Raw genomic sequence first — 25,602 nt, 5'->3', positions numbered from 1 at the left:
TTGGGATATATCGTGCAGTACTCATCTTGTCATTGCAGCTAAACCCTTTGAAAAAACTTTCACCAGCCGCCCTTCGGGACATCCATGCGCGTCCAGCCGTTACGGATTCAGGTCTTATTCACTGCCGGCCAGGGTCCGGTCATACAGTTTGCCAACACCATATTCCTTACGGCGCTGAAATTTTTCATAGGGCGGACCAATGAGCTGCATTTCCGGGTACTGCTTCTGGATCTGCATGGCGATTTCCATCTCTTTGGTGCAGCCCGTGGAATAGGTGGCATCTTTCCCGGTCCATTCCGGCGGTACCTTTCTGCCCATGAGTTCAAAGGACTTGACAACATCGTCAACACTCTGAAAACGCCAGATATCGATGCTTCCGGACCGTTGAAAAATCTCCCACATATACATGATATCATCGGCGTCCATGCCTTCGACAAAGTGTTCTCCAGGATTGATGATCACCACATCGTTGAGGGAGGAACGGAGGTGCTCGACAAAGATGTTGAGTATCTCCTTGGCCGTCTTCAGTTGACCGGGGATGGAGCCGACAATGGCCGAATAAAACATGATGGCTTTGCCCTGGGCTTTTTCCCGTTTTGTCATGTCGATGAGTGCTTCCGCCCGGCGACGGAGATTATCGCGGGAAAACCGAACGGCCTTGGGATGATGCGGTTTGAGCAGGATATCGATCTGGCCGTCGTCACCTGGAACAATGGACAGGATGTCACGGGTGAATTGGAAGTGGTTGGTGATGGTTTCCCGCCCACCGGGATTGCGAAAAACAACCAGATCAGCCTCCTTGAAGGCACGGGCATAGGTGACCGAAGTCAACAACGGATTGAAGGGTTCACGGGTCCCGTCGGAAATGACCAGCAGTCGGTTTTCGCTGTCCAGGTGCCGCAGCAGTTGGTTTTTGGAGATCTTGGCATCGGCGATGACATCGGCATCCTCGAGCAGATCGTTGAGAACAGGATCCTCGAGCAGATCGACAAAAGAGACCCGATGGTAGAAAAATCCTACTTTGACCGCCAGAATCACCTTGATACCGATTTTCATCAGAATACGCAGAATGGCGATATCAAAAACAATCTCTCCGGAACGACCACCGACCCAGAGAATACAGGGTCGCCTGCGACCGGAGATCACATCCCGCAGCCAGTTGCAGAACCATTCCCATTCCGGGGTCTCAAAGGGCGCGTTGATCACCTTGCGGATAACTTCAGCGTCCGGTGGATCGTCCTGTCGCCAGATGGGACGCATTGCTGAAAGCAGGAGCAAACGGCGGAGCTTGAGCAGATGCAGATTAAGATCAATTTCCGTTAAAGTGCTGTCATCCGTGATGTCCAGTCCTTGCGGGGAATTAAACAATTTGTCAAAAACATCGGATTGGAGAAAGGCCGCGGCCCGTTTATTTTCCAGTTCTCGCTCCACGGCCAGAGGTCGGTCGATCTCGCTGATGGTGGTGAAAATACCCAGCAGTCTTTTTTCCACCCGGCCGGGCAGCTGCACCTTATGAGCGATCTCATGATTGAATTTAATCGTCAGCAGGCTGAGCAGGTAGCGCTGTTTGTACGAATCAATGACCACCTCATGCACCAGTTTTTCCAGTCGAGTCCAGATACCGATATACGCGGAGGTCAGGGTTGTATCCGCCCGTTTTTCCATAATGGCGTTGAACAGTTCATCGGAACAGGGATAGTACATGTCCTCCTCGTCGAGATGGACCATGAATTTCAGTTGTTCCGGAGAGGCCACCATGTCGGGATAGGCTTCATAAGCAAGATGGTTCTCGGTAAAAAAATTGGTGAGCCAGGCATCCCGGTCCGGATCCTGTCCTCTGACATATCGCGGTACTTGGTTCATAGCAGTGTTCCTCTTTTCAATAGCCTTTCGACCTGTTCCAGACCTTGCCGGCACTCATTCTTTCCTGCCGGGTGAGATCACGGTTCAGTCCCTCTGGCCTTGGCTCCCAGGTCTGAAATCTCGTCGCTCAACCGGGTAAAAGACTGGCCCGGACAGTAAGAAAGGGACGGTTGACCGCTGCCTGGAGCAACTCTCTGGGACTCACGGGCTCGTGGTCCAGAAAAAGGGCTGCCGGTGGTTGCAGCAGTGCCTCACGGTTGGCGGCAAAAGCAACCAAAGAAAGACCGGTCACACAAATCCCGTGTTTCAGTAAATCGAGAATGCGGTCTGCGGCAATCATATTGAATAACTTCAATGTGATATAGCCGGACTGGCCCGGTGGGGCAACCGGCTTTTCCGGGGTTTGGCTGCGCAGGGATCCGTGCAAACCCTGACGACGAAAAATAGCACCTGCAAGTCCGGGCATGGCTGCGGATAAAGCCAGGGTGCTTCCCGGGGGCAGTTCACGGTCGAGACTATCGGCGGCCACCCCGTTAATGAAAATGGTCTGCACGGTCCTTTCGATATATTCTTTGGAAAAACCTGGAAGATCAAGAAGAAAAGGGACAAGATCCACCGGACGGTCTCTGTGGAACACTATCCCGTACTGTAGCAGGGAGGCAAAACCGGTAAGCGCTTGCTCGGTCTGTTTGATCAACAGAACGGAACAGGAAGGAGTGGGCATGGATTCACGGGGTAAGTCAATGTTCTCGTGGCTGACAGTTCAACTCAAAAGCACACTCCTACCACAGGAGCACAGAAAAGTGAACTGCTAAACCGACTGCCCACATCCTCCCGGGCGGTGTGAAAATTTCTTTGCTGGCACTCACTGCCCGTGAAACTGCTCCCCCGCAACATCAACATCATGGATCCGTAGGACCTGTCCGTACGTCAGGTCACGTCAGCCGTCACGGACTCAGGCTGCACACAGGTTCTGACAAGGGGCTTGCATTTATTATTCTATGCGAGTATATTTTATATGTTAAACATATATTGTATAATCAAGTGAAGCATCATCTATCCTTCCCCCCTTTGTGACCGTGCAAACGGCTCCAGGTCCAAAGTCATGGACTTTTGATTTTACACCCGGTGAGCGATTCTATCTGTGCTACCAATCTGATGTCCTGTTTGCTGCCGGGGACAGGAAGCCCGAACCAGCCATCACAGATCCGGGGAACCCCCATTCATTACGGAGGGAGATTTGATTGAATACGAATCCGTTACCAAAATCTACGGCGCCGGCAGCAAAGCGGTAACCGCCACCAACAATGTTACATTCACCATCGAAGATGGTGAATCCGCTGTGTTTCTCGGTCCTTCCGGGTGCGGCAAAACAACCATGCTGCGGATGACCAACCGGCTTGAATCCATTACCCGGGGAACTATCAAGGTCAATGGCGAGGATATCATGTCCATGAATCCTCAGCAGCTCCGTTTGGGTATGGGATATGTGATCCAGCAGATTGGCCTGTTTCCCAACAAGACCATAGCCGAAAACATCGCCGTGGTTCCTCGGATGCTTCGGTGGGACAAGGCCAGAATCAAGGCACGGATCGATGAGATGCTTAATCTGGTCAATCTCGACCCCGGAATCTACCGAGACCGCTATCCGGTCGAGCTTTCAGGCGGCCAGCAGCAGCGGGTCGGCGTTGCCCGCGGGCTTGCGGCCAATCCAAGCATCCTGCTCATGGATGAACCCTTTGGTGCCATTGATCCCATTAATCGGGACCAGATCCAGGATGAATTTCTCCGGCTCCAGGGTAAACTCAAGAAAACCATTGCCTTTGTGTCCCACGACATCCACGAAGCCATAAAAATGGCCGATAAAATCGCCATTTTCAAGGACGGGCTTCTGGTGCAATACGACACCCCGGAAGCCATCCTGATGCGTCCGGCCAATAAATTCGTGTCCGATTTCGTGGGGGCCGACCGGGCCCTGAAGGTCCTGGGACTTCTGCGCATCAGGGACGCCATGAACCCCGCTCCGAAAAATCTGCTCCAGGCCAATGAAGAAGCCCCGCAGGCCTTGCGGATGATGGAAGAACGGCGGTTGCCCTTTGCTTTTGTGATCAGAAACAGCAAGCCCATCGGTTATATCACACCAAAAAATTTGAAATATGAGCAGGGCAGAGTGGGAGAACTGGCGGAAAAATTTCCCGAAACCCTGGGAACAAGAGAGCCGGTGCGCGATGCTCTGGCCGCCATGCTGATGCATGACCTCAGTGCCCTACCGGTTATCGATGACAACGGCGACCTTGCTGGAGCCATCAGTTACAGGAATATCCAGAAATCGATCCTTGAACTGTACACCGAAGATCAGGACGATTAGCCCTGGCGGCAAAGGGCATTCGTGTTCCACCGACCGGGATATTCACCTTGATCGGTGTCTGACCAGAAACGAAATCATTTTCCCTGAATCACAGCGCGTTGGCGGATGTAACCGCGGGCATATAACCACGATCCCGAGGTTTACATTGAACAGCCCGACAAAGAGCCAGGAAACTGGAGCCGCTTCTGAAGAGATACTGATAAGCACCGGGAGATCCATTGTATGAATCTGATCACCTTTCTTCAGGATAATTACGCACAAACGCTCTTTCTGACCTGGGAACACATCTGGATGGTCAGTCTTTCCCTGCTGATCGCCATGGCCATCGGCATCCCGGCCGGCATTGTTATCACCAAAAACAAGGTTTTGGCGCAAAAGGTTCTCGGCGGTGCCAATGTCATCATGACGGTCCCTTCCATCGCCCTGTTTGGTTTGATGCTGCCAATCCTGGCCGTGATCGGACACGGCCTCGGCAAGGTTCCGGCGGTCATCGCCCTGGTTCTATACTCGTTGCTGCCCATTATCCGTAACACCTACATTGCCATTAAAAATGTTGATCCAGCCCTGGTCGATGCGGGCCGGGGTATGGGCATGTCCAAATTCCAGCTCCTGCGGGAAGTGGAAATTCCCCTGGCGGTTCCCGTCATCCTTGCCGGCCTGAAGACCGCGGCTGTCATGAATATCGGCATTGCCGCCATTGCCGCCTATGTCGGCGCCGGCGGCCTCGGAGTCTTCATCCAGCAGGGAATCGCCAGATCCCATGAAACCATGATTCTGGCCGGAGCCCTTGCCGTCTCACTATTGGCCATCATTGTTGATCTGGCCATGAGTACGCTGGAACGGCTGGTGACGCCTAAAGGGCTCAAGCTCTAGGAGGATTGGTATGCAGACAACCCTGGTAAAGAGCTATCGCTTTTTTCTGTTTTCCCTGCTTGTTATCCTGGGAATCGGCGCCGAACGGGTTGGTCTGGTGGCTTACCTTTCCGACCCCTGGGAACAGGCGTATGTATTGTACCTTATCCAACAGCATCTGTTTCTCGTTACGGTGAGCATGGCCATGGCCATCTGCACCGGACTTGCCGCCGGTATTCTTGTTTCAAGAAAAGGTTTGCAGAAATATTCCGGTATCGTCATGTACGTCATTGGACTCGGTCAGACCATCCCGTCCCTTGCTGTCCTGGCTCTTACCATGAGTTTTCTCGGCATTGGCTCAAAACCGGCTATTTTCGCCCTGTTCGTTTATTCGACCCTACCCATCGCCAGAAACACCCTGGCAGGTCTCCTGGCGGTTTCGCCCGCCATTATCGACGCTGCCAGGGGCATGGGGATGAGTCCGGCCAGAATCCTGTGGCAGGTTGAACTGCCTAACGCGCTCCAGGTCATCCTGACCGGCATTCGGGTGGCGGTGGTCATCAACATCGGTACCGCGGCCCTGGGATATCTGATCGGTGCGGGAGGGCTGGGTGATCTCATATTCACCGGAATCAATCTCATGCAGCCGGATAAACTGCTTGCCGGCGCCCTGCCGGTCATTATCCTGGCGTTGCTTGCCGATTACCTGATTGAAGTATTCGGCAGGATCGTTATTCCAAAAGGAATTCAGCTCTCGGAATAGATGCATCTCGTTTCCGGATGAACGTAAGCGATCACCAACACCCCATCTTTGCCCAGACCCCGCCACCCGCGGAGAGGGACTGCAGCAATCAGCCAAGTCCGCGCAAATCCAAAGCACCCGTGTCACAAAACCCGTGATCGGCGGTTACGGATGGACACCATCAAGAGGTTCCAGCAGCCTCGTCACTTTCAAGGAGGGAGTATGATGAACAATTTCTATCGAATGGCGATAACAGCCATCCTGGTCCTCGGCATGCTGGCAGTGGCAGCAACGCTCAACGCCCGGGAAAAGGCCATCACCATTGGAGGCAAAAACTTTACAGAGCAATATCTGCTTGCCGAGCTGGGCAAACTGCTCTTGGAAAACCAAGGGTTCAACGTCACCTTGCGCACCGGTGTCGGCACCGCCATTGCCCGGCAATCTCTGGAAACCAGCCAGATCGATATGTATTTTGAATACACAGGAACCGCATATACGGTCTTTTATCAACAATCCGACCAGGACGTCATGACCGATCCCGCCAAGGTCTACGACTGGGTACAGACCAGGGATGCTGAAAAGAACCTGATCTGGCTCGAACCGGTCACCTTCAACAATACCTATACCATCATGATGCGGCGTGAAGATGCGGAAAAACTGGATATTACAACCATCTCCGATTTCGGAAAACATGTTGAAAGCAATCCCAGGGATATCACCTTCGCCCTTGAAGCCGAGTTCTGGGAACGGCCTGACGGTTTCAGGGCCCTGATGCAGCTGTATGACTTCAATATGCCGGTTCGGGCGATCAAGCGCATGGATATGGGCCTGACCTATCTGGCCCTGCGCAACAACCAGGTTACCTCGGCCATGGGTTTCTCAACCGACGGCCGTATCATGGCCTTTGACCTGGTCAATCTGGAAGATGATAAAAACTTTTTCCCGGTGTATAATCCGGCGCCAGTGATTCGAAAGGAAACCCTGGAAGCATTTCCGGAGATTCGGGATATCCTCAAACCCCTGGCCGAAAAACTGGACACCGAAACCATGCAGCGCCTCAATGCCGAAGTGGACGTCGAGCACAAAAATGTCACCCGGGTCGCTGAAGCGTGGCTGCGCGAGGTGAACCTGCTGTAAACCGCTCCTCCTGTCCGGGAGTGCCGAGTAGCCCGCTGGTCAGACGGTAGCGGATTCGTCACCCCGGCCGCATTGACCTCGACAACTGAAAGCAGGAAAAGCGTGTTCCGAAGGGACACGCTTTTCCTGTTCCTGGATCCGTGAGCGTTCATCCGCACCCGATGAGCATGTTCGTTTCTGGATCGTTTACCACCCGATTGCACCGCCCGGCATCCAGCACCAACGCCACCGGATAGAGGACCACCATGCCCTTGCACCATATCTTGACGCTTGGCCTGCTTTTCACAGTCTCCGGTGCCGCCGCCTTGATCTATCAGGTACTGTGGGTGCGTGAACTGGGACTGCTGTTCGGATCGACGGCGCAGGCAGCGTCTCTGACCATTGCGATCTTTTTTACCGGTATTGCTCTGGGTGGCTGGTTTTTTGGGAAACGGGCCGAGCAGATCAAGCAGCCTTTGCGTGCTTTTGGCTGGGTCGAAATTGGGGTGGCCTTGACCGCCCTGGGCCATTTTCTGGTGGCTGATATCTATTTCGCCCTCTATCCAACCCTGTACACAGCCGTCGGTGGGCAACCGCTACTGGAAACTCTGCTCAAAGCAGTGGTGGCGGGGACGATCCTGCTGCCATCGGCTATCCTGATGGGTGGGACGCTGCCCCTGATGGGTCAACATGTGATCCGAGCCCGGGATGACCTGGGGCGGCTGGGATCGGCATTGTATGCGTTGAACACCGCCGGCGGTGCTGCCGGGGCGCTGGCCGCCGGCTTTGTCTTGCCGATATGGCTCGGCTTTTCTGGTGCTTACCTGCTGGCGGTCGGGATGGACCTGACGGTGGGTCTGACTGCCGTGTTCATCGCCCGCTCTGGATCATCTCAAGCGATGCATGGGGCAGCGCTCTCCCCCCCTGCCCTTCGGGTCAATCCGGCACTCTGGTTTGTTGCTATTGCCTCCGGTTTTGCGACCCTGGCGGTGGAGATCATCTGGACCAGGCTGTTTGCTCAAGTCTTACAGAATTCAGTCTACACCTATGCACTGGTGTTGACAGTGTTTCTGACCGCTCTGTCCGCGGGAGCTGTGCTGGCAAACCGACTGAATCGGCTGATGCTGCGGCCGGAGATCGTGCTGGCAGGGCTATTGCTGACGTCCTGCGCGCTGGTGGCGGGGACTCCGTACCTCTTCCACCATCTCACCGATGGTCTTGCCTACCTTGGAGGGCAGGCCGATTTCCTGGAGTATGTGATCGAGGTAGCCCGAGTCGCCGTGCTGACCATGCTGATCCCCGGCACCCTGCTGGGCGCGGTGCTTCCCTACCTGTTGCGGCTGATGCAGACAGGTGCGGCGCCAGGGGCGATACTGGGCCGCCTGATTGCGGCAAACACCACCGGCGCTATTTTTGGTGCCCTGGCAGGGGGCTTTGTCATTCTGCCCCTGTTCGGTGCCTGGAAAGGATTGTGGCTGTTGGCCGCGATCTATGCCCTGATGGTATTGGTCCTGATGGGCACCCAGGCAGGCTGGACGATTATGGGAGCACGAACCGTCGCCTTGGGGGCTGCCCTACTACTGCTCACCCAAACCCCGAATCTGAGCATGATCCGCCTGCATGCCGGTGAGCATTTGCTCGCCATGCGTGAAGGCACAACAGCCCATGTTGCCGTAGTGGAACGCGGTCAGGCGCGTTTCATTCGGGTGAACAATTTTTACACCCTCGGCGGGTCCGGTGCCTTGATACCCGAACGAAACCAGACCATGATCCCGTTTTTGATCCATCCCGATCCGCGCGAGATTTTTTTTCTTGGCATGGGCACGGGGATTTCAGCAGGTGCGGGCATGTTCATCAACCCCGATCGTATCACGGTCTGTGAACTGGTGCCCGAGGTGATCGACCTTGCCCGCGACTATTTCCGGCCCTATGTCAACGGGCTCTTTGACGACCCGCGCGTCACCATCCATGCCGAGGACGGTCGGCAATGTCTGGCCCGGTCCCGTGACACCTACGACATGATCATCGCCGATCTCTTTACACCCTGGCGTGCCGGGGTGGGCAATGTCTACACCGTCGAACACTACCAACTGGCCGCGCGCCGTCTCAAACCGGGTGGCGCCTATGTGCAGTGGGTACCGCTGTATCAGGTATCGCGGACTGAATTTGATATCCTCGCTAACACCATGGCGCAGGTCTTTGCTGAATTGACACTGTGGCGTGGCGACCTCTATCCAGAACGTTCAATCCTGGCACTGGTGGGCCGGATGGAACCGACACCGCTTGATCCCGCTGTACTGGCCCGTCAATGGCAGGCAATGACCGACAGCACGACGGATCCGGAAATCCTGACCCTGCAGGCCCTGAAATTCTATGCAGGCAATGCGGCATCAGGTCTGTTCGCTCAAGCCTTGATCAATACCGACGATTACCCCCTGATTGAATACCTCGCACCCCGAACCCATCGCGCCGTGATTGCAGGCCAGGAACAATGGCTGACCGGAGCAGAGCGCGATACCCTTTATGCCGAACTTCTGGATGCTCTCCACCCCGAGGCCGATCCTCATCTGGCCCGACTGAACGGAGCCGAGCGCGACATGGTTCGCGCTGGCCAGGTCTATACGCAATGGCGCGGCCTGCGAACACGCAAGGAGCGGAACGCCAGACAGGCCTGGGACCACTTTAAAACACTGTCCCCAACCCAGGCACAGGCTCCTGATTCGCCCGCCGGCCAGGTGGGCAGCGGCGGCATGGCTTTTGGTGACGACGGCAAGTAGTTCCTCCTGTCATCAGGCGCAGGTCCTGCTTTGTCCTTTCGACTCGCACGCCAATCGAATCAGAAGAGGAAACCAAGCACGTACCGCCCACCGGTGAACAACAGGATACAGGCCAGCAGCCATTTAATCACTGTGGCCGGAACAAATTTCTGCATCCGGGCGCCGACATACATGCCAATCATACCGCCCGTCCCCATGAGGATCCCCAGCATCCAGTCAGGAGCAACAGCCATGTGAGGATAGAAAGGGGCCAGAATCTGGAAAAAGCCGGCGGCGACCAGGGAGGTCAGGAACGTTCCCATCAAACAGGCCCCGGCAATGGTATAGACCGGTAAATGAAAGACCGCGACAAAGAAGGGGGCGATGATGGCGCCGCCGCCGATACCATACATGCCGCCCACGACCCCGACAATGGCGCTCAGCATGAAAATGCCCATGGTCGGCGCACTGATCGTCTCGCCATAAAAAGAATAGGTGATTTTCTTGAGCCCGAAATGATCCACCGTGACCCTGGGGAGTGGTTCCCGAGATGCCGCTTCTTGCTTATGAAACCTGCTGACCAGTTCCTGGAAGCGTTTTTCCGAGGAAGCTTTATCCATTCCCGGTGCTGGTTTTTTCACCAGGGAACGAACCATGGTACCACCTATATATAAAAGGACACATCCGGCGAATATTTTAAAATGGGTCGGATCAGGCAGATAGCGGACGCGGAAAATGACACCAAGAAGAACGCCGGGCACGGTTCCGGCAATCACCACCCAGGTCAGGGGCCAGACCATGCGCCCTTCCCGGATAAAACGATACACGCCACTGGGAATGGCGACGATATTGAACAGATGGTTGGTGGCGCTGACCGCCGGGGTGACAAAACCCAGCACGCTCATCTGGAAAGGCAGCAGCAGGTTGGCACCGGACACTCCGCCCATGGAGCAGATAAAAGCCACGGCAAAACCGGCGACAAAGGGGATCCAGGGGGCAACTTCTATTCCGGCAACAGGAAAAAGCATGGGCTGATCTCCTCATGTGTTAATCCTAATTTTTTTTATTGTATCGTATCCGATCAATGGTTGCAATCAGGCAACAATTCCCCACGCCATTCTGGTGGCGACTACATAGAGAAAAAGGGCAAAGATTCTCTTGAGTTTATCCACCGGCAGGGCGTGTGCCAGCCTGGCCCCCAGTGGTGCGGTCAGAACGCTGAAACAGACTATGAAAAACAGGGCGGGCAGATAGACATACCCGAGACTGTACTCCGGTAACCCCGTGGCCTGCAGGTTATTGACCACGTACCCGAAGGCTCCGGCGATGGCGATGGGAAAACCAATAGCCGCCGAGGTGCCGATGGCTCGATGGGCGGCTATGTTGCACCAGATCATGAAAGGGACCGACATGGAGCCACCACCGATACCAACCAGGGCAGAAGCCACACCGATACCATTGCCAACGCCGAACAAGCCGATGAAGCCAGGCATCTCACGGGACGCCTTGGGCTTTTTGTTAAGAAGCATCTGGGTGGCCACCGCATAGAGAAACACACAGAAAAAAGCCTGAAGAAAACCGGTGGTCAAGCGGGAAGCGATCATGGTACCAAGAAAGGTTCCGATGAGGATGCCGGGGACGATCCGCCTGACGATCCGCCAGTCCACCGCGCCACGACGATGATGGGACAGAGCGCTCGAAATCGAAGTGAAGATGATGCTGGCCAGGGAAGTCCCCAGGGCAAGATGCATGATCACTTCAGGGGTCACCCCCTGTTTGATGAAACAGAACACCAGCATCGGCACGATAATCAGACCACCACCAACACCGAGCAGGCCGGCAAGAATCCCGGCGACCAGACCGACAGCCAGGTACATCAAGGCAATCTCAACAGACATTCTCTCCTCCATGGCGACTGCTTGCACCACACTGCAATTGTTTCGAAAACAAGCCGAATACACATTGATTTTCGACGATCGGGACAGTGCCCGGTAGCCAGGGTCTGGAATATCTGACGAGGACTGCCGCGGAAAACTCCAGGAATTCTGCCAGTCTCCGTTCCGGCGATCAACGGTCACCGGACGCCAGGCCCCCGTTTCGGACCATCCCCTGATCTACTCAATAATCAGGGGATAGGTGTGCTTTTGTCTTCTCGAGCTTGCATCACTGGCGCTGGTTCCACACAGGGTTAATTCGCCCGACCAATATTCAAAATATGGAAAATCGTCAACATTTTTCTTATTAAATCGGTTAATTGAGAAAAACAGGTTAACCAGTATTTGTCCACAAACAATCTTATTCTCCTGACTCTTGGTTGCGCCGGCAAAGGGTCGCCTCGGAACAGGACCTCCACGCCTGCGTGTCCATTCACCGGCGTGCCTCGATTCAGGAAAAAACATCTCGTTTCTGCATGGACATCAACCAAGCTTACCTGGTAGAATTTTATCAGTTCAAGGTTACTGTGCAGCCTGCACCCCGGAATCGAAAAACCTGAATCCGTGACGACTAGACTCTTGTTTCTGATATATCTTGCTGTAAACACATTATAATAAAAATGGAATCCTTGATAATAACCTTCACCAGCCGCCCTTCGGGGCCCATGAACACTTGTTCCCCCTGAATATCTTTCAAAAAGGCCGCCAGCAATGACGCCCACTGTTCTGATTATCGAAGACGACGGTATCCTTGCCACCCACCTCAAGACATCGGTTCTTGAACTCGGATATGCGGTCCTTGGCCCTGTAGCCACCGGTGAGGCAGCCCTCGCCATGATCCAGGACAATCAGGTCCATCTGGTCCTCGTGGACATCGAACTGGCCGGCAAACTGAATGGCATTGAAACCGCCGGCCACATCACCCGAACCTCCGACGTCCCGATCATCTTTCTCACCGCTTTTTCCCAGGACCATCTACTGGAACAGGTCAAGAGCATCAAACCGTATGGGTATCTGGTCAAACCGGTAGGTGAGCGGGAACTGGCGGCAACGATCAGCATGAGCCTGCATCGGCATTCCCTTGATTGTCAGCTCAGACAAAGCCGGACAGCCCTGGAACAAAGCGAGAAAAGATACCGACGTCTTTATGAAGGAGCGCCCATCGGTATTTTCCGCACCACCCTTCCCGGGTTGATATTGATGATGAATCAGGAAATGGCCCGAATTATTGGCTGTGCCAGTGTTGAGGAGGCCCTGGCCTCGTATAAGGACCTGGAAAATCAGTTCTGGGTGAGCGCACAACAGCGACGCGATTTTATCAATCAGTTGCGGAAAACCGGCATGGCGAAACAGTTCGAGTGCCGTGCCAGGAAAAAAAATGGCGAAATCATCTGGTTGTCAATGGATGCCCGGCTGGCTCCCCCCACCGAGGCCAATGGCCACAGTCCCGAACTCATCATCGAAGGATTTGCCACCGATATCACCCAGCGAAAACAAGCCGAGAAGGCGCTGCGGGACAGTGAACAGAAAACCAGTAATGCCAAGAAATTACTTGAACTGGTACTGGACACCATCCCGGTCCGTCTGTTCTGGAAGGATCGAAACCTCAAATTCCTCGGCTGCAACCGCCTGTTTGCTCAAGATGCCGGTCACCAGCATCCGGACGAGCTGATCGGTGCCGATGATTTCAGCATGGCCTGGAATGAGCAGGCCGAGATGTACCGTCAGGATGATCTTGAAGTTATGAGGACCGAGCAGGCGAAATTGCAGTATGAGGAAATTCAGACCACGCCCGATGGCCGCACAATCTGGTTATCCACTTCCAAGGTACCGCTACGGGATGCGCAGGAAAACGTGATTGGGATCCTGGGGAGCTATGAAGATATCACCCAGCGCAAATGGGCTGAAGAGCAGTTGAAAGTAGCCAATGAAGACCTGGAACGTAACGTTGAACAGCGAACCCTGGAGCTGCAGGAGACCCAGAAGCAGGTCCTGCATGCGGAGAAACTGGCCGCCATCGGCAAGCTGTCCGCCTCCATCGCCCATGAATTCAACAATCCTTTGCAGGGCATCCTCTCGATCCTCAAAGGGTTGCGCAAAAGAGCCGTGTTGGAAGATGAAGACCGTTACCTGCTGGAAGCGGCCATTACCGAGGGTGATCGTATCAGGGACCTGATCCGTCATCTCCAGGATTTTAACCGGCCCTCATCGGGGAGAAAGGCGATGATGGACGTACATAAGTCGCTCAACTCCATCCTGCTTCTCCATAAAAACGACTTCAAAAGCAAACGGATTACCGTGGTCCTGAATTACGCCGAGCAATTGCCGACCATCCTCGCCGTTCCCGACCAGATCAAACAGGTGTTTCTCAATCTACTGACCAATGCCGCCGATGCCTGTCAGCAGCCAGGCGGGGTGATCACAGTGCGTACCTGGCAGGAGGAAGACCGAATTGCGGTCGCTATCCACGACACCGGTATCGGCATCAAAACCGAGGAGCTGGAACTGCTTTTTCAGCCCTTTTACACCACCAAGCCCGAGGTCAAGGGTACCGGTCTGGGGCTTTCGGTCAGCTACGGTATTGTCAACCGACACCAGGGAGAAATCCGGGTGACCAGCCAGGCCGATGAAGGGACCACATTCACCGTAGTGCTGCCGATCAAGGGCGAAGGTGTCGCCAGTATCAATGGCTGCCCGAGCGCTGTTGCGGAAAACTCTCCCCAGAACTCTGATCGCGCCGGCGAGAGTGCTTGAGAGGCCTGTATTCATCGGCAAAAAAACTATGCTTCTCAGCAACCTGCCTCGATTCCGATGGCTTTGGGCGATCACCCTATTGATCCCCCTGCTGTTCGGCACTGTATTCCTCGTCCTGCCCCTATTCCTCAACAGCAATTGGCTGCAGCACCAGATCTCTCAGCACACGGGGCTGACAATCACCTGGCAGGAAGCTGATTTGTCCGCACAGGGTCGCCTCAGCCTGCGGCAACTCACAGTGGACCAAAACAGCAAGCAGGGCGATTTCAGCCTGATTCTGGCCGATGCCGCCGTGACCCTTGAACTGACGTCGCTTTTCCGGCACCGGCAGATGCGCTTCCGTGACCTGGACGCCAGGGGAGTTGAAACCTTGCGTATCGGCGAGTTCCGTTTCGTTGGTGAAGGCGGCCTGACCATCGAATCACTCCGGTGGCATGATCACATCGATCTCACCGGTATCCGCCTGCACTTGTCCGACGCCTCGGTCTTCCGCCAGGATACGCTGCTGAGCCGTGACCTCACCTGCATAACCCGACTTGATCTCCATGGTTTGGTTTTTCCTCAACCACTTATAGGCAACCTGATCCGCCGCCTTTCGGGGGCGTTGTCTTTTGACGCCCACGCCGATGCCTGGGACCTGTTGAACGACTATCTGCGTGGAGTACCCTGGTTGCGGATAGGCGGGCATGGCCGTCTCAGTGCCCAGTTGAACCTGGATGAGGGGGACCTCCAGCAAGGCAGCTCCGTCCGCCTGGATTCGCCACAACTCCGTGTCTGGCTGCATGAGGCCGACTTGCCTCGGGACAGCAACAGTGACATGCAACGGGAAAAAACAGGGCAATCGGTGCAGGCCGCCGGCATATTTCAACTGGAAGGGGCAGGCAGAGTTGAACTGGCCGTGTCTTCCCTGGCAGAGAGCTGCATAGGTACGACCTTGCAAATCACCCTGCGCGATGCCTGGATGCGTGAAACAACCGAGGATCAGTTGTTTCTTTTCAGTCCCCTCTTTTCCCTCAACAGTGTTTTTCCCGGTGCTGATCTGATCCACCCGGTTCAACCATTGGCCACGACCATAGAATGGCAGGCCGCCGTGATGCCAGACATTGCCGTTCTGTCGAGGTATCTGCCCCCTTCCTCTCCCCTGCAGCTTGAGCATGGCCTGGCTGAACTCAACGCCCGCATTGACCTCGAGCAGGACAACCTCCAGGCAACTTTTCGTCTTGACGGCAAGACAACCCAAATAACCTTGTTGGACCAATCTCTCCAGGGCGAGCTGCGCCTTCACCTGCCCATGAAAATCGATTTCGCCCGGCAGCGCCTTGATCTCAGCGGTGGAACCCTCCATCTATCGGCCTTGACCAATGAGGATCCGGGCCTTCGTCAGGCCCCTCACCAGCCGACGGTTTCCCTGATTCTCGAAAAAGCCTGGCTGCAGCTGACCCGACCCTATGGCGATCTTTTCCCCGCGGCATCAACATCCGATGCCATGACGATGGCTCCGCCCGCCCACCCACAACAGCGCTTTCCCGATCCCCTGCCCGTGGATGGTCGGATAGTCTTGTCGGCATCCTTGCATCGTCTCGATGTCCTTGACACCTTCCTCCACCAGCTTCCTGACCAGCGCGGTATGCAGATCTCGGGTCAAGGCCGGATACAGGCGGATCTTATTCTGACCCAGGGAGAAGTTGCCGCAGGCAGCCAGGCTGATATCATTGCCGATGACCTCGGTATCCGCTTCATGGATCTGCATGTCAAAGGTAAGGGAGCCGTGGTGGCCCAACACCTGCTGCTCGATGATCAGTCCCTGCTGCACCTGCGGGCCGATTTCAGCGAAGCGAACCTGAACCAGGGTCCGGACGCGCGACTCCTGCTTGAATCAGCAGCACTCTCCCTTGCTCTGCAGGCCCCTCTCAAAGGGATGCGTATGGAGGCGGAATACGCCCGAATGTCCCTGGAGTGGACCAGAGCCCGGATACCTGACCTCAGTGTCCTGCAGTATTACCTGGCCGATGATTTCCCTTTGCAACTGCTGTCAGGATCGGCAACCAGCGAGGCCCGCTTCGAATTCGACCGCCGCAACGCTACCGGTTGGTTATCAACTCGTGGCGAAGCCATTACCACCCGTTTTTTTGATCAGGTTTCCCTGGGCGAACTGGTCTTGGACATCAATCTGCGCAACCTCGCCTTCGATGGTGAAAAACTCGATCTTTCCGGCAGCCGTTTGACCCTTGACGCCGTTGCCGAACAGGGAGGAGAGGCTTTACACACCGCTCTGGCCTTTGACAAGGTTCAGGTTCGCAATTGGCTGCAGATCAACAAACAACCCAACCCGGATCTGGAGGCTGACCTGATTGTCCGCGGCGAAATCGGGCAATTGGGCTTCCTCGACTCCTTTATGCCCCGGGAACAGGACATCAGAATCCGCGGCAGCGGCACGCTCCATGCCGACCTCAAACTGCGCCGGCAACAATTGGCACCGACCAGTCGCATCGCCGTGCATGCTGAACATCTCAGCGTCGACTTTCTCAAATACCGGGCAGCAGGGGCCGGTATCCTTGATCTGCTCAGCCAAGGGAGTACGGAAGCGCCCGGCGTTCTTTTGAGCGTGCAACTGCCTTTTTTTGATATGGGAAGGCAAGCGGACGAAATCGATTATGTCACTGGTCAGGGTTTTTTCCTCGAGAGTTCCCTGCCGGAACTGAACACGCCCCCTGAAGAGGCCCTCTTCCAGACCAGAACCAAGATCTCTCTCCACCACGCCGAAGTCACCGATCTTCGCGTCTACAACGCCTACCTGCCGGTGGATGCGGGCATCGAACTGACCGGTGGTCAAGCATGGGTGCAGGCTGATTTCACCCTCGAGAGCGACCAGGCCTCAGGACAGATTCTCCTGGAGAGTATGGATTCCGTGGTGCGAATCGATGAGCAGTTGCTGACTGGCCGCTTATCGGTCAAAGCGGTCTTGAACCGAGGTGATGTGCGGACCATGCGCTTTGACGCATCCGGCACGCAGATCCGGCTTGATCAGGTCACTCTCCAGGACGCGCATGAACTGTACAGCGAGGATTGGTGGGCAGAATTGTACCTGTTCAACAATTCTCTGCACTGGGCGCAGCCATTGACCCTGAAATCCGACCTCAGTCTGTACATGCGTGACACCGGTCTGCTGGCCCAACTTTTTATTCAACAAGCCAGAGGGGATCATTGGCTTGGCCGCATGCTCAATGTGGCCAAGGTTGCGGGAGGGGCCCATATTGCCATGACGGCCAAGAGCCTGCATTTCCAAGCTGTCCTCCATGCCGGCAGCATTGAACTGGACGCGGATCTGTTGCTTGCCGGTGAACAGCTCAATGGTGAACTCTTCGTCCGTCGCCGTCCCTTCAGCGTGGCCGTCACCCTCAAAGACAATATTCCTTCGGTGCGGCTCTTTGGCAGTGGCCAGTGAGGCGTGCCCATGCTCATCCGCTCCCCTCAGGCCGCACAAATTCCATATCGGGGCAGCAAATCATTGATGACGTACAATCGATGCGCCTGCAGGGCATCATGAAACAGCTTCCAGTTGCTTTTGAGAAAACCGGGATCCCATCGATAGAGCGGTTGATCCAGAGCACTGCCCAGAGCCTGCTCTTTCCAGGAACCAGGACCCTTACCCGGATAGGCCACTTCCTCGGCGCCGAAACTAAAAGGGTTTTCGGCAATGGTCCGGATCCAGGCCGCATGTCGCTTACTGCCGCTTCTTTCCTTAAGTCCGGTGAACAGATTCCGGATCTTGTCCATATCCTGCTGTTCGATTCCACCAACCTCGGCAAATGGATCGCGGAGCAGGTAGCGTTTCATAGCCCGGTACATCCATTCCGCGGCCTGGCAGAACTGCTCGGCATTGTTGCGAACGATGAGTTCCCTGTGACCATTGCGATACTGCCACTCGAGAAAGGGAATATCAGGAAGGACGTTGGCCCGGGCATGCCCCAGGGGAGGAACCGTCCTGTTGAGAACCTCGTTTATAAAGGAGGCAAGACCGGAGGAAAAAACCCCTGAATCACCGGTCTCCCTGGCATAACTCACCCTGTTGATTGTATGCAGCACCCCGGCAAAACCCTGATGCGACCAGGTGTCGGCATACACATGCATGGCCACCCCCAGGCGATGGAGACCGTAGGGTCGATCCTGATCGACAATGGTCTCGCGGACCATCTGGCGGGCCACCGGGCTGTCCGGTCGACAACCGTGACGGCTGGATGAACGCTCACGAATTCAGGAACAGAGAAGCGATACAGACTGAGCCCCTGTATTTTGTTCATCATTTTTTCCTCGTTACAAGAGCATGGACCGTGTATTTTACCCGATAACTTAGTACAATTGCAAAATGCACAGTCCATGAAATATTGTAAAAAAACAGAAAGATACAGTATGCACGAAACCAGCACACCGGATGTCCATTTTTTTCATAGTACCGAACTCTGAAACGACTCCACTGTGTTGCAACCAAATCAGGAGAACACCATGACCGACACCAGCAAACCTCTGTTTTACGAAAAGATTCGCAAACAATTTCCCGAAGTTTTCCAAGCGGTCGAGCACCTCGGCACCACGCTGCGCACCACCGGTCCCCTTGATGAGAAGACCACCCAGTTGATCCAGTTGGCGGCAGCGGCAGCCAACCATTCGGAAGGATCGGTCCGATCACACACCCGCCGGGCACTACAGGCCGGAGCACGTCCCGAAGAAATCACCCACACCCTGCTGCTGCTTGTGTCAACCATCGGGTTTCCGCAAAGCATGGCGGCCATATCCTGGGCCCAAGACATCCTGGAACAGGAATCCGCAGGCCGCTGAGACCGGCTTGAACCCGGCACGGAGTCCTGCCGCACATGCAGAACCCCACCGCCAGGCCATTGCAAATGAAACAGACTGATCACGACAAGCAGCAGCGGTACCGAGCCGGAAGACTGGCCACCTGGGTGGGCATTATCGGCAATATAGTGCTGGCTCTGTTCAAGGGAGCTGTCGGGGTTGTTTCCGGCAGTATTGCCTTGATTGCCGACGCTTTTCATTCCCTGTCCGATGTCATGAGCTCTCTGGTGGTCCTCGGTGGTCTGAAATACTCGCAACTGCCGGCGGATGAGAACCACCACTACGGCCATGCCAAGGCCGAGTCAATTGCCGCGAAAATTGTTGCCATCATGCTGATGGCCGCGGCGGTCGGGATTGCCTGGACTGCTTATCAGGTCATTCAACAAGCGGAGATCAGCATTCCCACCACCGCCGCTCTCTGGGCGGCGGCCCTCTCGATTGTGGTCAAGGAAGGGATGTACCACTACACGATTCGGGTAGGGAGACGGATCAACAGCGTTGCCGTCAAAGCGGACGCCTGGCATCACCGCACCGACGCCCTCTCCTCCATCGCCGCTCTGGCCGGTATCGGCGGCGCCCTGCTGGGGTATCCTTTCCTTGATCCCGTCGCCGGTATCATCGTCGCCCTGATGATTGCCTGGGCAGCAGTGGGCATTTACTGGTCAGCAATCAAAGACCTGATGGATCAGGCCCCTAAACAGGAAATGATGGACGATATCGAAAAAACAACGGCAGCGATTCCCGGCATCATGGAGGTTCAGGAGGTGAAAGGCCGTCTGCACGGCCCTGTTGTCTATATTGATATGAAAATCAGTGTTCGCCGTGATATCACCGTGGAGCAGGGCCACCACCTGGCGAACCGTGCCAAGCAGACAATTATCGAGCAGCATCCGGAAGTGGAAGATGTACTGATCCACGTCAACCCCCATAAATCTCCACAGACCTTAAACCCTTATCGATGAACCAAGGGCGGTAAACCGGCCTGCTCAGAACCTTTCGGCACAATCCACCAGCAACGACCGAGAAGCTCAACAGAAGAACAAGGAATAAAGTTGCTCCGTCCTTTTGGACAATCAGCCCTCCAGTAATCCCCGTTTTACTTTTTTACGCAAAGCAGGTATATAAAATACCCTTTAAATACCTATTAATACTTCATTGATATCTCCTGTTTTTTTGTGAATATTACTATCGTTCAAGTGTAAACTTAAATATTCAAAACCCTGAATCCGTGGGCGTGCGAACGGACGCCCCGAAGGGCGGCGGGTGAAGGCGTTCTATGAAAAATGTATCTTCACTTATACCCTGATTATTTATCCACAACATGATCGCCGCCGTCACGGATTCAAGGGAATCGTTTTACAACTCATTGAAGACGCAGTATAGCGTGTCCACGTCCATAGCTGCCACGCCATTCCGCCGCCAGCACCGGGCAATCGGCGGCTTTACAGGAGAATCCCATACGAATGACTTCCGCAAAAAAGCAGGACAAAGAGTTTGCCGCGCTGCGCGGGTCCATGGAAAAGAGCCTTGGGGAGGGTGGAACACATTCATCTGAACAAGCCGATGCATCGACGCCCGAAGAAATGCGCTTGACCTTCCATGAACTGGCCGCATACCAATTAGAACTGGAAAAGCAGAACGAAAAATTACGTCAGGCCCAGGCGGAACTTGATGATTCGCGGGCTCGTTATTTCGACCTCTACGACCTGGCACCGGTGGGTTACTGCACCCTCTCGGGCCAGGGACTGATCCTGGAAGCCAACCTCACGGCCTGCAATCTTCTGGGAATTGCCCGCGACACTATGTACAGCCAACCCTTTATCCGCTTTATTTGCGAACAAGACCGGGACATTTTCACCTTACGCCATAAACCGGAGGCCGGCTCCTGCGAACCCGACGAATGCGAACTGCGCATGGTGAAGGAGGATGGTACGATTTTCTGGGCGCACCTGGCAACCACGGACGGTGGCCGGAGCCGCAAGCCCCGTGAGTGCCGGGTGGTGTTGACCGACATTACAGAACGAAAGGAAACCGAAGCCGCGCTCCGCCAAAGTGAAGCGCGATACCGCGAGATTGTCAACACCGCCAGGGAAGGCATCTGGGTTTTGGATGGAGACTGGCTGACAAGTTTTGTCAATCCGTATATCACCGAACTGCTTGGCTATGAACCCGCCGAAATAGAGGGACGCCCTTTTGATCATTTCATCTGGCCAGAAGACACAGACGACCATGCCCAACTCATCCAGGAACGTCAACGGGGTCTGAACGGCACCTATGAGCGCCGCTTACGCCACAAGGATGGACATATTGTCTGGACTATTGTCAGCGCCACCGCGCGCAAGGATGATCTCGGCAGAGTGGTCGGGTCCTTTGCCATGCTCACTGATATCACTGCAAGGAAAATGGCCGAAGAAGAGCTGCAGCAGAGCGAACAAAAAACCAGAGAAGCGCAGAATTTCCTCCAATTGGTCCTGGATACCATACCGGTTCGCATTTTCTGGAAAGACACCAATCTGCGATACCTGGGATGTAACCGGCTTTTTGCCGAGGATGCAGGATGCCGATCTCCGCAGGAACTGATCGGCCGTGATGATTACAGTCTGGGGTGGCACGAGCAGGCCGAGAGTTATCGCCGGGATGACGCGGAAATCATCCGAACAGGAAGTTCCAAAGTACAGTATGAAGAGGTCCAGACCACACCAGACGGCAGAAAAATATGGCTCTCTACAACCAAGGTACCGCTTCGCAACACAGATGGCCGGGTGCTGGGAGTATTGGGAACCTATGAGGAGATCAGCAGGCGAAAGCAGGCTGATGAAGAAATCGTCAAAATTCAGAACCTGGAATCCCTGAGTCTGTTTGCCGGCACCCTGGCCCATAATTTCAGCAACATTCTCATGGTCATCCTGGGAAACATCTCTTTTGCCAAAATGCTGGTGGCTCCTGATACTGCCGCGTATCAGCGTCTGGTGACAGCTGAATCAGCCTCTTTGCAGGCCAAGGATCTCACCCGACAATTTCTCACCTTTGCCCAGGGTGGCGCTCCAGAGAAAAAATCAATTTCCGTTACCGAAACGATCAAGAATTATGGTCAGATTGCCTTGAGCGGAGCGCAATCGACCTGTGAATACAGGATTGATGCCGATGTGTGGCCGATAGAGGCGGACGAGAGCCAGATCGGTCAGGCGCTCACCAATATCCTCATTAATGCCGACCAGTCGATGCCCAAGGGCGGAACCATTTCAGTCCAGTGTCAAAACGTCCACATCAATGCGCAACAGGATCTACCCCTTGAGCACGGCAGGTATGTGCAGATATCCATTACTGACCAGGGAAGCGGTATCGCCAAGGAATATCTCAATAAGATTTTTGATCCGTATTTCACCACCAAGAAAACAGGTTGCGGCCTCGGCCTTGCCTCGACCTACTCGATCGTAAAAAAACACGGAGGCCACATCGACGTCAGTTCGCAACCAGGGTCCGGTACCACCTTCACCCTTTATCTGCCCGCGTCCGACGTTTCCACCGCATCTGCCGCACCTCCGCTCGCAACCACAGTGAACGTACTACCGTCGCTGTCACAGCAGGGGACCGGCAAGATACTGATCATGGATGACCACGACATGGTGGGTGAAATCCTGACCAACGCTTTGCAAAAGTACGGATATACGGTTGAACTGACTAGAGACGGCGAAGAGGCCCTGATAAAATATGCCGAGGCACAGCAAGCAGAGCAGCCCTTTGACGTGGTCATCATGGATTTGCTGGTTCCAGGCGGCATGGGAGGCAAGGAAGCAACGCAAAAAATACTGGATCTGGATCCGGACGCCAAGGTGATCGTTTCAAGCGGGTATTGCCACGACCCGATCCGGACAGACCACAAAAGCTATGGTTTCAGTGCTGTCATCACCAAACCATACCGTATCGAAGAGTTACTGCGTCAATTGCAGGGGCTCCTGCACGCATGATTGCCACGGAGATCGTCAACAAACTGGAATGACCGCCTTAACGGCCAAGATTTAAGTATTCCTGGATCCGTGACGGACGGACGCCTCCGAAGGGCGGTGGGTGAAGGTTATCATCAAGGATTCTACGACAGTTGAAATATGATGACAGCAAGATATATCCCAAACAAGAATCCAGCTGTCACGGATTCAGGATGAAAGCATGGTTTTGGTTTGTTGAGAACCCCCTTGTATCAAAACATCAACAAATTGAGTGATGTAAGAGGAGCAATACCCATGGAACTGCCTGCCCACAAAACCAAAATTGTTTGCACCATCGGGCCTGCATCCCGCTCGGAGGCTGTCCTGGAACAGCTGATGCTGATGGGCATGAACGTTGCGCGACTCAACTTTGCTCACGGGACCCTGGAAGGCCACAGGCAGGACATTCGGCGCATCCGGGCAGTAGCGGAAAAACTGCAACGCCACTGCATGATCATGTCGGATCTTCCCGGGCCCAAAATACGAATCGGCAGGCTGTTGGAGGAGCCGCTTCTACTTGAGAGAGAGGGTAAGGTCGTTCTGACCGCAAAGGATGTTGCGGGTTCGGCTGATCGAATCCCGGTCGAATACAAACAACTGCCAGCAAGCGTACAACAGGGGGACCTGATTTACCTCAATGACGGTTTCATCCAGCTCGAGGTGGAAAGGGTTTCAGGTGAAGATGTCTTCTGCCGGACAATCATTGGCGGCCCGCTCCTTTCTCACAAAGGACTGAATCTTCCTGGTGTGAAGATTTTTGCCGATGCGGTCTCCGCGGCAGACCTTGCGTTTGTTGATTTTGCCCTCCAAGAGGGTGTGGATGCCTTCGGTGTTTCTTTCGTTGAAACAGCGGAAGACATTCTCAAAGTGAAAAGGTTTGCTCTGGAAAAAGGACAATCCGTCTATGTGGTCGCCAAGATCGAGCGAGCGGAGGCCATCGATAATTTTGCCGAAATTCTCTCAGCCGCGGATGCGATCATGATTGCCCGGGGGGACATGGGGGTGCAAATTCCCCTCCAGGATGTACCGGCTGTGCAGAAAAAACTGATCCACCAAGCCAATCTTCTGGGCCGTCCCGTGATCACCGCAACCCAGATGCTGGTCTCCATGACCGAAAACATCCGGCCCACCCGCGCCGAAGTGTCGGATGTGGCTAATGCCGTTCTGGACGGAACGGACGCGGTCATGCTGTCCGAAGAAACAGCTATCGGACGGTATCCCGTGGAAACAGTTGCCATGATCGGCAAGATAGCGCTTTCCGCCGAGCGGGAAAAACAAGCCATTCAGGCGCTGGCCGATTTACCCGCCCACTTCCGGAACGCAGTGAATGAGGGCAAGGTCGATGTCGAGGATGTGGTTACGCTGAATGCCGTCGAATCGGCCGATGCCTTGAACGTACGCTTCATCCTGACCCGCACGCAGAGCCGTGCCGCCCCGTGCCTCATATCCAGGTTCAGGCCTAACTGCTGGATACTGACCCATGGTGGCGATAAACAAACAAATAACTTCCTGGCCCTATCCTACGGCGTTCATCCTGTTTCCCTCGATGGTACAACAGACGGTCTGGTCGACCAGACCATCCGACAGTTGCTGACGGACGGGGTGATTGAAAAAGATCAAAGCGTGATCTGGGTCGAAGACGAATTGCCTGGTGACAGCCTGGAAACCGTATCAGTGAAAATAATCAAAACCTGACTGAAACTCTACAATATGCCTTGATCCCATTTTTTCGGAAGGAGATGCGCCATGAACACTCCTCTCGTGCTGGCGACCGGAAACAGCAAGAAAGCATCCGAGATCAAAGAAATACTCAAAGATGTCCCGGTTGCCCTGCGCACCCTGGCCGAGTTCGCCCCGATGCCGGAACCGGTGGAAGACGGCACAACCTTCCTTGCCAATGCCCGCGGCAAGGCGGTGCATTATGCCCGCTTGCTGGGTCAGCCCTGTCTGGCCGACGATACCGGCCTGGTAGTTGAGGCGTTGAACGGCAGCCCGGGTGTTCATTCCGCCCGCTATGCCGGGCCGAAGGCGACCGACAGGGAAAATTGCGCTAAGCTGCTTCGGGAAATGGTCACGGCGACGAACCGGGCCGCCCATTTCGCCTGCGTCCTTGTTCTGGCCGTCCCGGATGGCGAAGTTCTGAGCTGGGAGGGCAGGTGCGATGGCGAAATCATCACCGAGGGTCGGGGCGTCAGCGGTTTTGGGTACGACCCTCTGTTTCTTCTCCCGGAGGTGAACAGAACCCTGGCCGAGATCCCCCTGGAGGAAAAAGGGGCCTTCAGCCACCGCGGCAAGGCTCTGGCACAATTCATCGCCGAGTTCGATGCGATCCGCAAGTGGCTCAACGAGCGCTTGTGATCCGCCATTTATCAGCGGT

Annotated in this window: 17 protein-coding genes; 12 read left to right on the top strand and 5 right to left on the bottom strand. The window is 54.9% G+C overall.

The window, feature by feature from the left end:
• Positions 1–114: 114 nt before the first annotated feature.
• Both JWG43_RS04515 and JWG43_RS04510 read right to left on the bottom strand, forming a co-directional pair.
• Positions 115–1,863 (bottom strand): ARMT1-like domain-containing protein, encoded by a 1,749-nt coding sequence (locus JWG43_RS04515; protein WP_205241628.1) that lies wholly within the window; start codon positions 1,861–1,863, stop codon positions 115–117.
• Positions 1,864–1,990: 127 nt separating this feature from the next.
• Entirely contained in the window at positions 1,991–2,587 is a 597-nt protein-coding gene (locus JWG43_RS04510) for a hypothetical protein (protein ID WP_205241627.1), read from the bottom strand.
• Positions 2,588–3,103: 516 nt separating this feature from the next.
• Between JWG43_RS04510 and JWG43_RS04505 the strand changes: the two genes are divergently transcribed.
• The 5 genes from JWG43_RS04505 to JWG43_RS04485 all read left to right on the top strand — a co-directional run bounded on the left by JWG43_RS04505 (position 3,104) and on the right by JWG43_RS04485 (position 9,718).
• Positions 3,104–4,231 (top strand): ABC transporter ATP-binding protein, encoded by a 1,128-nt coding sequence (locus JWG43_RS04505; RefSeq protein WP_205241626.1) that lies wholly within the window; start codon positions 3,104–3,106, stop codon positions 4,229–4,231.
• Between the two features lie 222 nt (positions 4,232–4,453).
• Entirely contained in the window at positions 4,454–5,104 is a 651-nt protein-coding gene (locus JWG43_RS04500) for an ABC transporter permease (protein WP_205241625.1), read from the top strand.
• Between the two features lie 10 nt (positions 5,105–5,114).
• Positions 5,115–5,846, top strand: a complete 732-nt coding sequence (locus JWG43_RS04495) for an ABC transporter permease (RefSeq protein ID WP_205241624.1) — start codon at positions 5,115–5,117, stop codon at positions 5,844–5,846.
• Positions 5,847–6,047: 201 nt separating this feature from the next.
• Positions 6,048–6,962 (top strand): ABC transporter substrate-binding protein, encoded by a 915-nt coding sequence (locus JWG43_RS04490; protein WP_240193380.1) that lies wholly within the window; start codon positions 6,048–6,050, stop codon positions 6,960–6,962.
• 245 nt (positions 6,963–7,207) lie between these two features.
• Entirely contained in the window at positions 7,208–9,718 is a 2,511-nt protein-coding gene (locus JWG43_RS04485; RefSeq protein ID WP_205241623.1) for a fused MFS/spermidine synthase, read from the top strand.
• Positions 9,719–9,777: 59 nt separating this feature from the next.
• On the opposite strand, the gene JWG43_RS04480 is transcribed toward JWG43_RS04485, so the two are convergent.
• Entirely contained in the window at positions 9,778–10,725 is a 948-nt protein-coding gene (locus JWG43_RS04480) for a sulfite exporter TauE/SafE family protein (protein ID WP_205241622.1), read from the bottom strand.
• Between the two features lie 66 nt (positions 10,726–10,791).
• On the bottom strand, positions 10,792–11,595 hold the full coding sequence (locus JWG43_RS04475) for a sulfite exporter TauE/SafE family protein (RefSeq protein WP_205241621.1): 804 nt from the start codon (positions 11,593–11,595) through the stop codon (positions 10,792–10,794).
• 747 nt (positions 11,596–12,342) lie between these two features.
• On the opposite strand from JWG43_RS04475, the gene JWG43_RS04470 reads away from it, so the two are divergent.
• Together JWG43_RS04470 and JWG43_RS04465 are read left to right on the top strand one after the other, a co-directional pair.
• Positions 12,343–14,385, top strand: coding sequence for an ATP-binding protein (locus tag JWG43_RS04470; protein ID WP_205241620.1), 2,043 nt, complete (start codon positions 12,343–12,345; stop codon positions 14,383–14,385).
• A complete protein-coding gene (locus JWG43_RS04465) occupies positions 14,318–17,830 on the top strand; it encodes a hypothetical protein (RefSeq protein ID WP_205241619.1) in 3,513 nt (1,170 codons plus the stop codon). Before JWG43_RS04470 ends, JWG43_RS04465 begins: the two co-directional genes overlap by 68 nt.
• A 26-nt stretch (positions 17,831–17,856) precedes the next feature.
• Here the strand turns inward: JWG43_RS04465 and JWG43_RS04460 are convergent, their stop codons facing one another.
• On the bottom strand, positions 17,857–18,639 hold the full coding sequence (locus JWG43_RS04460; protein ID WP_338033231.1) for a DUF6765 family protein: 783 nt from the start codon (positions 18,637–18,639) through the stop codon (positions 17,857–17,859).
• Positions 18,640–18,888: 249 nt separating this feature from the next.
• On the opposite strand from JWG43_RS04460, the gene JWG43_RS04455 reads away from it, so the two are divergent.
• The 5 genes from JWG43_RS04455 (at position 18,889) to JWG43_RS04435 (ending at position 25,583) form a co-directional block, all read left to right on the top strand.
• A complete protein-coding gene (locus JWG43_RS04455; protein ID WP_205241617.1) occupies positions 18,889–19,221 on the top strand; it encodes a carboxymuconolactone decarboxylase family protein in 333 nt (110 codons plus the stop codon).
• A 35-nt stretch (positions 19,222–19,256) separates the two neighbouring features.
• Entirely contained in the window at positions 19,257–20,201 is a 945-nt protein-coding gene (locus tag JWG43_RS04450) for a cation diffusion facilitator family transporter (RefSeq protein WP_205241616.1), read from the top strand.
• 501 nt (positions 20,202–20,702) lie between these two features.
• The gene (locus JWG43_RS04445) at positions 20,703–23,207 is read left to right on the top strand and encodes a PAS domain-containing hybrid sensor histidine kinase/response regulator (RefSeq protein WP_205241615.1); all 2,505 of its coding nucleotides are present in this window, start codon (positions 20,703–20,705) and stop codon (positions 23,205–23,207) included.
• 273 nt (positions 23,208–23,480) lie between these two features.
• Entirely contained in the window at positions 23,481–24,920 is a 1,440-nt protein-coding gene (pyk, locus tag JWG43_RS04440; protein ID WP_205241614.1) for a pyruvate kinase, read from the top strand.
• Positions 24,921–24,971: 51 nt separating this feature from the next.
• A complete protein-coding gene (locus tag JWG43_RS04435) occupies positions 24,972–25,583 on the top strand; it encodes an XTP/dITP diphosphatase (protein ID WP_205241613.1) in 612 nt (203 codons plus the stop codon).
• Positions 25,584–25,602: the final 19 nt, after the last annotated feature.

Source organism: Desulfobulbus alkaliphilus (assembly GCF_016918545.1).
In the GTDB taxonomy this organism is placed as follows: Bacteria; Desulfobacterota; Desulfobulbia; order Desulfobulbales; family Desulfobulbaceae; genus Desulfobulbus; species Desulfobulbus alkaliphilus.
Note: the sequence above shows the minus strand (reverse complement) of the source record. Positions and strands in the feature narration are given on the sequence as shown.

Bases quoted from the DNA above. Each gene is read 5' to 3' on its own strand.
- JWG43_RS04515 (WP_205241628.1), bottom strand. From the start codon at position 1,863: ATGAACCAAGTACCGCGATATGTCAGAGGACAGGATCCGGACCGGGAT.
- JWG43_RS04510 (WP_205241627.1), bottom strand. From the start codon at position 2,587: ATGCCCACTCCTTCCTGTTCCGTTCTGTTGATCAAACAGACCGAGCAA.
- JWG43_RS04500 (WP_205241625.1), top strand. From the start codon at position 4,454: ATGAATCTGATCACCTTTCTTCAGGATAATTACGCACAAACGCTCTTT.
- JWG43_RS04495 (WP_205241624.1), top strand. From the start codon at position 5,115: ATGCAGACAACCCTGGTAAAGAGCTATCGCTTTTTTCTGTTTTCCCTG.
- JWG43_RS04490 (WP_240193380.1), top strand. From the start codon at position 6,048: ATGATGAACAATTTCTATCGAATGGCGATAACAGCCATCCTGGTCCTC.
- JWG43_RS04485 (WP_205241623.1), top strand. From the start codon at position 7,208: ATGCCCTTGCACCATATCTTGACGCTTGGCCTGCTTTTCACAGTCTCC.
- JWG43_RS04480 (WP_205241622.1), bottom strand. From the start codon at position 10,725: ATGCTTTTTCCTGTTGCCGGAATAGAAGTTGCCCCCTGGATCCCCTTT.
- JWG43_RS04475 (WP_205241621.1), bottom strand. From the start codon at position 11,595: ATGTCTGTTGAGATTGCCTTGATGTACCTGGCTGTCGGTCTGGTCGCC.
- JWG43_RS04470 (WP_205241620.1), top strand. From the start codon at position 12,343: ATGACGCCCACTGTTCTGATTATCGAAGACGACGGTATCCTTGCCACC.
- JWG43_RS04465 (WP_205241619.1), top strand. From the start codon at position 14,318: ATGGCTGCCCGAGCGCTGTTGCGGAAAACTCTCCCCAGAACTCTGATC.
- JWG43_RS04455 (WP_205241617.1), top strand. From the start codon at position 18,889: ATGACCGACACCAGCAAACCTCTGTTTTACGAAAAGATTCGCAAACAA.
- JWG43_RS04450 (WP_205241616.1), top strand. From the start codon at position 19,257: ATGCAGAACCCCACCGCCAGGCCATTGCAAATGAAACAGACTGATCAC.
- JWG43_RS04445 (WP_205241615.1), top strand. From the start codon at position 20,703: ATGACTTCCGCAAAAAAGCAGGACAAAGAGTTTGCCGCGCTGCGCGGG.
- pyk (WP_205241614.1), top strand. From the start codon at position 23,481: ATGGAACTGCCTGCCCACAAAACCAAAATTGTTTGCACCATCGGGCCT.
- JWG43_RS04435 (WP_205241613.1), top strand. From the start codon at position 24,972: ATGAACACTCCTCTCGTGCTGGCGACCGGAAACAGCAAGAAAGCATCC.